Origin of the sequence: Spongiimicrobium salis (assembly GCF_043678055.1) — a bacterium.
GTDB classification, from domain to species: Bacteria; Bacteroidota; Bacteroidia; order Flavobacteriales; family Flavobacteriaceae; genus Spongiimicrobium; species Spongiimicrobium salis.
Genome location: NZ_JBHEQA010000006.1, coordinates 76,045 through 87,535, shown reverse-complemented (window position 1 = coordinate 87,535; position 11,491 = coordinate 76,045). Strand labels below are relative to the sequence as shown.

The window sequence follows — 11,491 nt, the reverse complement described above, 5'->3', positions numbered from 1 at the left end:
TTTGCCGTAATACATGCTTTAAAGTGCCGCCTCCACAGCTCTAGGGTCATATTTCTTAACCAAATCTGCCATTTTCTGGATGTGCTCCGGGGTGGTACCGCAGCATCCTCCTACGATATTCACCAGCCCTTTTTCCAGATACTCTTTGATTTGATCCGCCATTTGCTCCGGAGTTTCATCGTATTCCCCAAATGCATTGGGCAACCCGGCATTGGGGTGGGCAGAAACAGCATTTTTGGTTTTGGCCGATAACACCTCTAAATGAGGCACCAATTGATTTGCCCCCAAGGCACAATTAAATCCGATAGACAGGACATCGATATGTGATACTGAAATTAAAAATGCCTCTGCGGTTTGTCCAGAGAGCGTTCTTCCCGACGCATCTGTAATGGTTCCGCTTATCATAATGGGTACTTTGATGTTTCTTTCCTCCTTAATTTCTTCTATGGCAAAGAGAGCAGCCTTCGCGTTAAGTGTATCAAAAACGGTTTCCACTAAAAGGATATCGGCCCCTCCATCCAAAAGGGCTTCTGCCTGCTGTTTGTAGGCCACTTTCAATTCTTCAAAGGAAATGGCCCTAAAGCCCGGATCATTTACATCTGGAGACATACTTGCTGTTTTGTTGGTAGGTCCCATACTTCCAGCAACAAACCTTGGTTTATGTGGCTCCTTAGCCGTAAATTCATCGGCTACTTCCCTTGCAATTCGGGCGGATTCATAATTGAGCTCATAGACCAAATCTTCCATGTGATAATCTGCCATGGCTACGGTGGTTCCCGAAAATGTATTGGTTTCCACAATATCCGCCCCAACAGCGAAATACTGTCGATGCACCTCCGCAATGGCATGAGGCTGTGTCAGGGACAACAAATCATTGTTTCCCTGCAAAGGATGTTCCCAATCTTTAAATCGTTCTCCCCTGAAATCTTCCTCCGTAAATTTATAGCGTTGTAACATGGTCCCCATAGCCCCATCAAGCACCAGTACACGTTCTTTCAGTAATTCTGTAATCTTTTTCATTTTCCTTTATTTCCTTATGCCCCATGGTCTCCTTCACTATTTTGGAAAGAAGCCACAAAGTTTTAGCATCACATGAATTGTGATAGCATTAATTTGTATATCAAGTAAGGAAAAATCGTAGACCTAACGTCTCGTTTGAGTTATCTGTCTTTAAAGCCTTTCAAAGGAATTGAATTTAAAGATAGAACGTAGCACCTTCTTTAGGAAGTAAAGGGTTGCTAAGGTTTCATAGGGTCTATTCCCTCCACCTTTCTTGATAACAATTTCAGCTTGTTTATGAACTAAGTTGCAAAGTAACGGTACAGTTCTTTTAAAAGCAAAGAAAGTTCCTGTTTTTTATAGGGAAAAGATTAAAAATTAAAAAACTGCACCAAGATAGGCCCAGTGCAGTTGTATTCAATGATATTGAATGCTACTATAGATAGATTTTCACCTTCATATCTATGGATTTGATTCGTTTTCGTTCTTCCGGTGAAAAGGCATTCCCATGCAACCGGAGTTTCCGCAATTTGGGAAGTCTTAAAATAAAATTGGGCAGGGTTTTGAGCTTATTATGACTCAGATCCAATTCTTCCAATTCGATCAAGGCTGATAAGGTAGCAGATAAATCTTCTATGCCATTCTTGCTCAGATTTAGTTTTTCCAATTTGGTCAAAGCCGATAGGGAATTGGGCAAACTTCCTATTTTGTTTTCGCTCAGGTCAAGTTTTCTCAGTTTGGACAGATTTCCCAGGGATTCTGGCAGACTTTTCAACTGGTTCATGGAAAGATTCAGTTCTTTTAAGTCGAGCAACTTCCCTATAGATTCCGGCAACTCGGAGAGGCTATTGCGTCTTAGATCTATGGTTTTGAGTTTTGTCAGGTTGCCTATGGACTTTGGAAGGCCTTCCAGACGATTGAATTTCAATTCAATTTTTTCAAGATTTACGAGGTTCCCGAAGGACTCTGGCAACACTTTTATCTCGTTGTTCGAAGCATATGCCCAACGCATTTTGGTCAACTTCCCAATACTTTCCGGAAAAGCGGTCAATTTATTATTTCCGAGATGAATGCTTATCAAATTTTTTAAATCCCCAAGCCGTTCCGAAAGTTCGGTAATTTCATTTCCTCCCCAACGGAAACTGGTCAAGGTGTTAATATCGTAAATAAAATCAGGAACAATGAGAAGGGAATTGCTTGAAAAATCCAAATCTTCCAAAGCTTTCATTCCTCCTGTAAAATTTGACAATTCTGTCAATTCATTACCCGCGAACGACACATCTTTAAGCTTTGTAAGTCTTGCCAGGCCAGAAGGCAGTGTTTTCACTTCGGTATCTTCCCAATACAGGGTTTCCAGGGAGCTTAGATTCCCAATACTCTCTGGAATGGATTTAAAGTCAAGTTCCAAAACTTCCAAGTAGCGCAGCTTTGGCAATTCAAAGACAATTTCTGGAAAAGCCTCAAGACCTTCCGCTTCAAAAACCAAAGTATCCAAATTCACAAGGCCTTTAAAAGCCTCCGGCAATTGCGCTATTTCATCTTCCAAACTAAGGTAATATACTTTTTCAGGATTGGCCAAAGCTTCTTCCAAATCATCATACTCTTTACCTTTTTGCGCAAAAGCCACTGCAAGGGCCGCAAAAAAGACAACTAGCGTTAAGAGGGATTTTTTATTCATCGTACATTTTAAATTAAGGTTGGTTAAAAAATTTTAACGCAAAGTACATTGCAAATATTGCGCCCATACTACCAAAGCATTGGTGTAAAAAGACATTTTCTGCCAGAAACATTTTTACATATTGATTTCCAATATGTTGCATCTAATCCTGATATGCACAATTGTATACATCGGGACCAGTTGTAGTAGATTGTGTACGGTATTGGCCTATTGCAAAGTTTTTAAAATACGTTTTTCGCCAACTATCCGGGGTCAATGAAAGCTATACGCCTGTATTGTATATAAAAATGCCTGATAGGAATTGAATTCCTATCAGGCATTTAACAACAATTATTTTTAAGGCTTATACAATACTTTGTACCACCTCTTTCTTTGCTTCTTTTTTGGAACCATCAAATCCTTCGACCCCACCAACGGTTGTATATTTCATGACAAAACGTTTGTTCGGGTTAATGATTTGATAGGCAAACTGACACATTACCGCGGCTTCATGGAAACCGGATAAGATCAATTTTAATTTTCCAGGATAGGTATTCACATCACCAATAGCAAATACACCAGGTACATTGGTTTGATAATCTTTGGCATTGTTTACCTTAATGGCATTTTTCTCGATTTCCAAGCCCCAATTCCCTATAGGTCCTAATTTTGGAGACAAACCAAATAGCGGAATAAAATTATCTACCTCAAGAAGTGTGGTACCCTTTTCAGCATCATTGTGTTTAATGGTTACCGCTTCCAATGCATTGGCTCCATGCAATTCTTTTACCTCAGCCTCAGTGAATAGATTAATTTTTCCCAATTTGGCCAATTCCGATGCTTTTTCAACGGAATCCAAAGCTCCCCGGAATTCATTTCTACGGTGTACCAAAGATACCTCCTCTGCAACATCGGCTAAGAAGATTGCCCAATCCAAGGCAGAATCCCCACCGCCGGCAATCACCACTTTCTTGTCGCGATATACTTCAGGGTCTTTGATCATATAAGCCACACCTCTATCCTCAAAATCCTGAATATTGGAAATGGGAGGTTTTCTTGGTTCAAAGGACCCCAATCCTCCTGCAATAACTACAACTGGGGCATTATGCTTTGTACCTTTATTTGTGGTAACCACAAAAGAATCATCTTCCAAACGTTCTAAAGTTTCAGCGCGTTCGCCCAACGTAAATCCAGGCTCAAAAGGCTTTATCTGTTCCATTAGATTATCTACCAAATCCCCAGCTAATATTTCTGGAAATGCAGGGATGTCATAAATAGGTTTTTTAGGATATATCTCCGAGCATTGTCCACCTGGTTGTGGCAAAGCATCGATTAAATGTGTCTTTAATTTTAACAATCCTGCTTCAAAAACTGTAAACAAACCTGTGGGGCCTGCTCCGATAATCAATATATCTGTCTTTATCATTACTTCTCAATTTTACACTTGGGATACCAATCCCCATATAGGATAATTTCTTATCACTATCTATTTCTACTTTATAATTAATCTTCTTTTAAAACGATATTATCTTCCTTTTTCGTATGATATTGGGCCATTGCTGCTTCTAAAGCTTCCCTATGCCCTACGACTTCCCCAATAATAATAATGGCAGGGTTTGTCAGTTGCTGTCTTTTTACTTCCTTTTCTATAGTCGCAATAGTTCCAATTCCTATCTTTTCATCTTCCCGGGTTCCATTCTGCACAATGGCGATCTGCATTTCCGATTTGCCTTCTTCCTTGAACAATTGTACAATTTTAGGCAATTTACTCATTCCCATTAAAATAACTACCGTGGCATTGGATTTAGCAGCCAGATATACATCTTGCGATAGTTCATGTTTTTTTGTCGTTCCCGTAATGACCCAGAAGCTTTCTGTTGCGCCTCTTTTTGTTACCGGAATATGTTGTGCGGCAGGAACGGCTACCGAAGAGGAAATCCCTGGTACCATATGGACAGCTACCCCAAAACTCGCAGCATATTCCATTTCTTCTGCTCCCCTTCCAAAAACAAAAGGATCTCCTCCTTTTAAACGTACCACATGACCGTGGGACTTTGCGCGACTTACGATCAACTCATTAATTTGCTCTTGTTGGTATGCATAACATCCTTTTCGTTTCCCTACAAAGATATGCTCTGCCTGCTTAGCATACTCCAATAATTCAGGATTCACCAAAGCATCGTAAAGTACCACATCGGCCTGTTGCAAAGCCTTGATTGCCTTTAAGGTAATCAATTCCACATCTCCAGGTCCCGCTCCTACCACGGTAAGACGAGCCTTATTTCCTGAAGTTAAATTGTGATGATTGTTTTGGGAATCCATACTAATTCTGAGCTGCTACCAATTCTTCTTCTCTAAAAGCCTGCACTTTCCCCAAGAATGTTTTGGCATCTGCCAAATAACGCTGGGCAAAATCTTCAGTTGGTCTATTTTTATTCAATTGCAATGCAAAATCCTCAAAAGAACCTTCCATTGGGATTCTTCCATTTGCAATAAAGAAGGTATTAAAATCTTTTATAATACCAGCATGGGTATTGGTCTTTTTTCCTTCTGCCGTTAACAATGCCTTGGCAGAGTTTACCATAGACGTATAGGAATAATAGATACTGGCAGCCCATTTCTGCTCTTGCAATCTGTCTTGGGCATTCTGTATTTTCTCCTCACTTTCAAACAAAAGTGTTGCGATCAAATCGATTACTACCCCAGCACATTCTCCTACGCCAATAGCCTTTACATATTTCTCTGAATTTCCCCAGTCGATAAAATCTTCTGCGGTCAAATTCTCAATATCAGATAGTGGTTTTAAGAAATCATAAAAATAATGCTCTCCTTTAGCCACATAATAATCTACAAACTTGGCTCCATTTCCATTGGCTTCAAAATCGTTCAAAATCAATCGCAATGCTTCCGGACCTCTTTTACTAGGTATCTTAACGACTTTGTCTGCAAAACGGCCTTTTCCATCGCCATAGTTTCCACCTCCCAACAATACTTGTAGTGCCGGAGCAACCAATTTATCCTTGGTTCTAACGGACATTCCCTGAAAACCTATATTGGCCATATTGTGTTGTCCGCAGGCGTTCATACATCCACTGATCTTAATGACTACATCTGTATTATTGATATATTGTGGATATTCCGCCTTAATAACACGCTCCAACTCCGCTGCAATACCTGTACTACTTGCAATACCTAAATTACAAGTATCTGTCCCTGGACAAGCCGTGATATCCAATGCTTTGTTATATCCTGCTTCTACAAAATCCAATTTTTTCAACGCTTTGTAGAAAAAGGGCACCAATGCTTCCTTTACATAAGGAATCAAAATATTTTGACGTAAGGAAAGTCGCAATTCTCCCGCGGCATACTGTTGTACCAAATCTGCCAATAAACGGGCCTTATCCGTATAAAAATCACCTAAAAGAACCTTAATTCCTATGGCTACATATCCTTCTTGCTTTTGTGGAATCACATTGGTTGTCTTCCATTGCTCAAAAGCTTGAGTATCCTCAATAGTGGTTTCCGGCACCGCTACTTCAGCAACTTGTACTTTAGGATAGGCCTCGGCATCAACAGGGTACACATCAAATGGAATTGCTTTTTGTTCTTCCTCCAACAATCGTTTAAAACCATCCAATCCAATATCTTTTAACAAGAACTTCATTCTTGCTTTTGCTCTACTTTTTCGTTCTCCATAACGGTCAAAAACACGTACCACGCCTTCCATCAAGGGAATAATCTTTTCCGAAGGCAAGAAATCGTACAATACATCAGCGTGACGCGGCTGCGATCCCAGACCTCCGCCCAACATCACTTTGAATCCTACTACTCCATTTTCTATTTTGGCAATAAAACCTAGATCATGCATATAGGAAAGTCCGGTATCGGCATCACTTGCGGAAAAAGACACTTTAAACTTTCTTCCCATTTCTTGGGAAATAGGATTTCTCAAGAAATATTGAAACAGGGCATGGGCATAAGGAGAAACATCAAAAGGTTCGTTTACATCGATTCCAGCAGTTTCACTGGCCGTTACGTTACGTACCGTATTTCCACAAGCTTCGCGCAAGGTTACATCATCTCGCTCCAATTCTGCCCATAGTTCAGGAGTTCTGTTTAGATCCACATAATGGATCTGGATATCCTGACGGGTCGTGATGTGCAAGCGACCCCTGGAATATTCATCAGAAACATCACAGATACGCTTCAATTGCTTGGAACTGACCTTCCCATAAGGCAATTTAATACGGATCATTTGAACTCCTTCCTGACGTTGACCATAGACACCTCTAGCCAATCGTAAACTGCGGAATTTCTCCTCGTCCAATTTCCCTTCGTGAAACTGGCGAATTTTTGCTTCCAATTCTATGATATCCTTTTCAACAACCGGATTTTCTATTTCTGTTCTAAAACTTTGCATTTCTTCTTCTGTATTTTAGGGTACTGTACTTGCTTGACCTATTATTGGAGTTTAACTTATAAATCCTGCACCAACGGTATTATTCGACTGTGTATCTATTAAGATAAATGACCCATTGGTCCTGTGTTCTTTGAACGGGTCAAAGAAAATAGGCTTGTTCAATTTAAAGGTCACTTTAGCAATATCGTTCATTCCCAAAGCATCGATATCGGTATCAATCCCTGAGTAATCTGGATGTATTTTGTGATGAATATCAGCCACTTTGGCCAATACCTTGTTTACGCCATGTTGAATAATAAACTTACTTCCGGGAGTCATCTTTTGAGAATCCATCCAAGAAACCGTTGCCGTAAACTGTTTGTCGATCGTAGGCAGGTCTCCTGCTTTTACCAACATATCCCCTCTACTTACATTGATTTCATCTTCTAGGGTAATGGTAACCGAAGAACGTCTGGATGCCGTTTGATAGGGTTTGTCGTAGAAATAGATTTCTTTGATTCTGGAAGTCGTTTGGGAAGGTAAGGCCACTACCTCATCGCCTACACTCAACTCTCCTCCATACACTTTTCCGGCAAAGCCTCTAAAATCGTGATACTCTTCCGTTTTTGGTCGGATAACATATTGCACTGGAAATCTAGGGGTTCCGCTATTGTAAATATCTTTTCGATCTAAATTTTCCAGATGTTCCAACAAGGTAGTTCCATTATACCATGGTGTATTCTCTGAAGCATTCACTACATTATCGCCTTTTAAGGCACTTACAGGTATAAAGGTGATGTTTTGCCCTTGGTAATCCCGTTTGCTCATCAATTCCTCGAAATCTGCCTTGATCGCATTGTACTTCTCTTCCGAATAATCGACCAAATCCATTTTATTAATGGCGACAATAACGTCTTTGATCCGCAATAGATTATTGATAAAAAAATGACGATTTGTTTGTTCAATAACTCCTTTTCTCGCATCGATCAGAATAATTGCTGCTTGGGAGGTTGAGGCTCCGGTCACCATATTCCTTGTGTATTCTACATGTCCCGGAGTATCGGCTATGATATAACTTTTCTTTGCTGTTGAAAAGTAAATATGAGCCACATCAATAGTAATTCCCTGCTCACGTTCGGCGACAAGACCATCAGTAGCCAGCGAAAAATCCAGATAATCGTATCCTTTTTGTTTACTGGTTTTCTCTATGGCCTCCAATTTATCCGTGGTAAGCGATTTTGTATCGTATAGGATTCTACCGATCAAGGTACTTTTCCCATCATCCACACTTCCTGCCGTTGCTATTTTTAGTACTTCCATTATTCTCTTACTTGATCCGATTAAAAATATCCTTGTTGTTTTCTTTTTTCCATAGCCGCCTCGGATCTTTTATCATCGATACGGGCGCCTCTTTCCGAAATTGTTGAGCTTCTAATTTCTTCAACCACGGAAGCGATATCCGTTGCGTCCGAATACACAGCAGCGGTACAACTCATATCGCCAACAGTTCTAAAACGCACCATTCTTTCCAACACTTCTTCATCTTCTTCCTGATACACATAATCCGAATGCGACCATATTAGACCATCGCGTAAGAAGACTTTTCTTTTGTGCGCGAAATAAATGGATGGAATCTCTATTTCCTCTTTTTGGATATAGGACCAAACATCCAATTCCGTCCAGTTGGAAATTGGAAAAACACGCACATTTTGTCCCAGTTCAATTTGTCCGTTCAACATATCGAACAATTCTGGGCGCTGACTTTTCTCGTCCCATTGTCCAAAATCGTCACGTACTGAAAAAATACGTTCTTTGGCCCGTGCCTTTTCTTCATCTCTTCTTGCCCCACCGATACAAGCATCAAATTTAAATTCTTCAATGGCATCCAAAAGTGTGGTTGTTTGCAAGGAGTTTCTGCTGGAATATCTTCCCGATTCCTCTTTCACTTTTCCTTGATCAATGGAATCCTGTACATTGCGGACAATCAATTCCAAGCCCAATTCCTTTACCAATCGATCTCTGAATTCAATAGTTTCCGGAAAATTATGTCCCGTATCTATATGCATCAAAGGAAACGGAATCTTGGCAGGATAAAATGCCTTCTGCGCCAAACGTACCAATGTAATGGAGTCCTTCCCTCCAGAAAACAACAGTACCGGCTTTTCAAATTGCGCTGCCACTTCCCTCATGATATAAATGGCTTCGTTTTCCAACGCATTGATGTGTGACGTATCTTTCACTTGTTCTTTATTTTAGTTCTTTGTTCTCTTCTTTTCGTTAAGAATGTAATCCACATTCTCTATTTTCCAACACTTTTGTAGGGTCAAAATATTTATGCTCATTGGGCAATTTATGTTCTGTCAGATATGCATCCAACTGTGCATCGTCCCAATGATAAAAAGGACTCACTTTTAAAACCCCATCCTTACTTAGGCTAAAAATATCCAAACTATCCCGCAAGGCCGTTTGCCCTTTCCTTAAGTTGGTAAACCAAAGATCGGGTTGATGTTCTGCCATCGCTCTTCGAAACGGCTCCAACTTTACTTGTTCTGTAAATTCCCCATGCTTGGGGTCGTCAATTCCAGGAATCCCCATAAGCACATCCCTATGGGAAGAGGTCTGTTTGGGAACGTATAATTTTATGTTCAAGCCCAATCGTTCAATTAAGTCTTCTGCATGCCTATAGGTGTTGGGCGTATTGTATCCCGTATCGCACCAAATGACTTCTATTTCGTTATCCACGGAAGCCACAGCATGAAGAATTGCGACTTCATAGGGTCTGAAATTTGTAGTTATGATCGACTTTCCACTAGTATTGATCGCCCAAGAGATAATTTCTTCCGGACTACGATCCCTATAGGTGTTATTGAGTTCTTGTATCTGTGTTAAGGTAAAATTCATGCTCTTGTTTTTTATTATTTTCCCCATCCAATTCTATTCCAGGCACGCTCATGAAAGAAATACAAAATCATTTTTGTAAAAAGTTCAACGGCGCCTATAGAAAATGCCAGTGTAAGCGTCCCTGTAATGATCCATGAAATAATTATGGTATCTAAGGTACCTATTATCCTCCAACTAATGGACTTTGCCACACTTCGTTTCGGTTTCTCTGACTTTCTATCGGAAGCATAACTTCCTTTGTCGGATTTTTTGTTTAAAATGAATTGGTCTGTAATCATAAAGCGATAATTCTAATACCCTATCGATTTAATAGGAAAAACAAAATTAAAACAATTTCATAGAAGTAGTCGTTAAAAAAACATCAACTTTACCTATTACCCTATAGTTTTAGTAGATTATTAATAAAAACGAGAATTTATTGGAAATATTACAAGAAGTATTCTTCTTTAATCCGAAATTGCAGATCAATTGATCAAATCGGCCAAGGTATTGTTACGGTAGACTTCCAAGGCACTATCCCGAACTTGTAGCATGAGTTTATGGACAGAACACTCTTTCTCATCCACGCAATCATCACATTTTTCGTAAAAATTAAGACTCACGCAAGACACCATGGCTATAGGGCCTTCCAAAACCCGCATGACGCTGGTCATCGGAATGTCTGCCGGGTCCTTAATTAAATAGTAGCCACCGCCTTTTCCTTTTTTTGAACCTAAGAATCCTGTTTTTCGCAAACTGAGGAGTATTGTCTCCAGAAATTTTTGTGAAATATTCTCTTGTTTGGCAATTTCGGCAATTTGAACGGGGACTTTATGCTCTTGATTTGCAAGAAAAACAAGCGCTTTAAGGCCGTATTTGGTTTTTTTGGATAGCATAGGACTAAGATAGGGAAATATTGCAAAAACCCGCTTTAAATACTTTTTTATAAAATCTTGCGTTAGCAGCAAGTAAACATGATTAAAATCAACCTTATTTTAAAACTATGAAAAAACTAAATCTTATTTTTCTTTTTACGTTGACGCTCTTTATAGCTTCTTGTGACAGTGATGATTCCTCCGGTGTAGATATTGATCCGGTAATGGCATCCACGGATATCCTTGGCGACTGGAATTTAGTGGAATTAGAAACGACTAACGGTAGGGTTGAAAGTAATGCCCTAGGTCTTGAAATCAATGCTAATTTTACAGCGGTCGGACAGGATTTCGACACCTTGGTTACTTTTTCCGGCGACCCGCAAATGGTTACCAGTAGCGGAAGCTATACTACAGTAATCACTACGGAAATAGCAGGAGTTACAGAAACTGAGGAGGTACCTGGGGAAGATTTTTTTGAAACTTCTACCTGGCGCATTGAGAACAATCAGTTGATTTTCTCCGACGATGGTGTAGATGTTCCTTTTGATATTACGGAATTCTCTGAAAATCGACTTTCATTACGTGTCGATATTGATGAAACGGAATCTGAATTAGGATTTACCTCATCCGTATCTGCTACCTATACTATGACATTAACAAGATAGTAATCTTAATTAAGCA

General features: G+C 39.8%; 11 protein-coding genes and 1 riboswitch. Of the genes, 1 reads left to right on the top strand and 10 read right to left on the bottom strand.

All coding sequences use genetic code 11. The features are described from left to right. Nucleotides 1-18: 18 nt before the first annotated feature. From ACEXOE_RS20595 to ACEXOE_RS20550, 10 genes are all read right to left on the bottom strand, one after another. Nucleotides 19-1,020 (bottom strand): homocysteine S-methyltransferase family protein, encoded by a 1,002-nt coding sequence (locus ACEXOE_RS20595; protein ID WP_394750750.1) that lies wholly within the window; start codon nucleotides 1,018-1,020, stop codon nucleotides 19-21. Nucleotides 1,021-1,157: 137 nt separating this feature from the next. Further along, a riboswitch (SAM riboswitch) is annotated at nucleotides 1,158-1,283 on the bottom strand. 152 nt (nucleotides 1,284-1,435) lie between these two features. After that, entirely contained in the window at nucleotides 1,436-2,677 is a 1,242-nt protein-coding gene (locus ACEXOE_RS20590; protein WP_394750749.1) for a leucine-rich repeat domain-containing protein, read from the bottom strand. Nucleotides 2,678-3,020: 343 nt separating this feature from the next. Then, on the bottom strand, nucleotides 3,021-4,082 hold the full coding sequence (locus ACEXOE_RS20585) for an NAD(P)/FAD-dependent oxidoreductase (protein ID WP_394750748.1): 1,062 nt from the start codon (nucleotides 4,080-4,082) through the stop codon (nucleotides 3,021-3,023). 77 nt (nucleotides 4,083-4,159) lie between these two features. Beyond that, nucleotides 4,160-4,978: a uroporphyrinogen-III C-methyltransferase gene (gene cobA / locus ACEXOE_RS20580; RefSeq protein WP_394750747.1), complete on the bottom strand. Its 819-nt coding sequence runs from the start codon at nucleotides 4,976-4,978 to the stop codon at nucleotides 4,160-4,162. A 1-nt stretch (nucleotide 4,979) separates the two neighbouring features. Continuing rightward, complete coding sequence (locus ACEXOE_RS20575; RefSeq protein WP_394750746.1) at nucleotides 4,980-7,076, bottom strand: HEPN domain-containing protein; 2,097 nt, start codon at nucleotides 7,074-7,076, stop codon at nucleotides 4,980-4,982. A gap of 51 nt (nucleotides 7,077-7,127) precedes the next feature. After that, nucleotides 7,128-8,375 carry a sulfate adenylyltransferase subunit 1 gene (locus tag ACEXOE_RS20570; protein WP_394750745.1) on the bottom strand — a complete coding sequence of 416 codons (1,248 nt, stop codon included), beginning with the start codon at nucleotides 8,373-8,375 and terminating at the stop codon, nucleotides 7,128-7,130. A 20-nt stretch (nucleotides 8,376-8,395) separates the two neighbouring features. Further along, entirely contained in the window at nucleotides 8,396-9,295 is a 900-nt protein-coding gene (cysD, locus tag ACEXOE_RS20565; RefSeq protein ID WP_394750744.1) for a sulfate adenylyltransferase subunit CysD, read from the bottom strand. Nucleotides 9,296-9,332: 37 nt separating this feature from the next. Then, nucleotides 9,333-9,956 carry a phosphoadenosine phosphosulfate reductase domain-containing protein gene (locus ACEXOE_RS20560; protein WP_394750743.1) on the bottom strand — a complete coding sequence of 208 codons (624 nt, stop codon included), beginning with the start codon at nucleotides 9,954-9,956 and terminating at the stop codon, nucleotides 9,333-9,335. Between the two features lie 14 nt (nucleotides 9,957-9,970). After that, nucleotides 9,971-10,234, bottom strand: a complete 264-nt coding sequence (locus ACEXOE_RS20555; protein ID WP_394750742.1) for a DUF2061 domain-containing protein — start codon at nucleotides 10,232-10,234, stop codon at nucleotides 9,971-9,973. A 186-nt stretch (nucleotides 10,235-10,420) separates the two neighbouring features. Beyond that, nucleotides 10,421-10,831: an RrF2 family transcriptional regulator gene (locus tag ACEXOE_RS20550; RefSeq protein WP_394750741.1), complete on the bottom strand. Its 411-nt coding sequence runs from the start codon at nucleotides 10,829-10,831 to the stop codon at nucleotides 10,421-10,423. A 107-nt stretch (nucleotides 10,832-10,938) separates the two neighbouring features. Here ACEXOE_RS20550 and ACEXOE_RS20545 point away from each other — a divergent pair, with 107 nt between their 5' ends. Continuing rightward, nucleotides 10,939-11,475, top strand: a complete 537-nt coding sequence (locus ACEXOE_RS20545; protein WP_394750740.1) for a lipocalin family protein — start codon at nucleotides 10,939-10,941, stop codon at nucleotides 11,473-11,475. The last annotated feature ends 16 nt before the right edge of the window (nucleotides 11,476-11,491 follow it).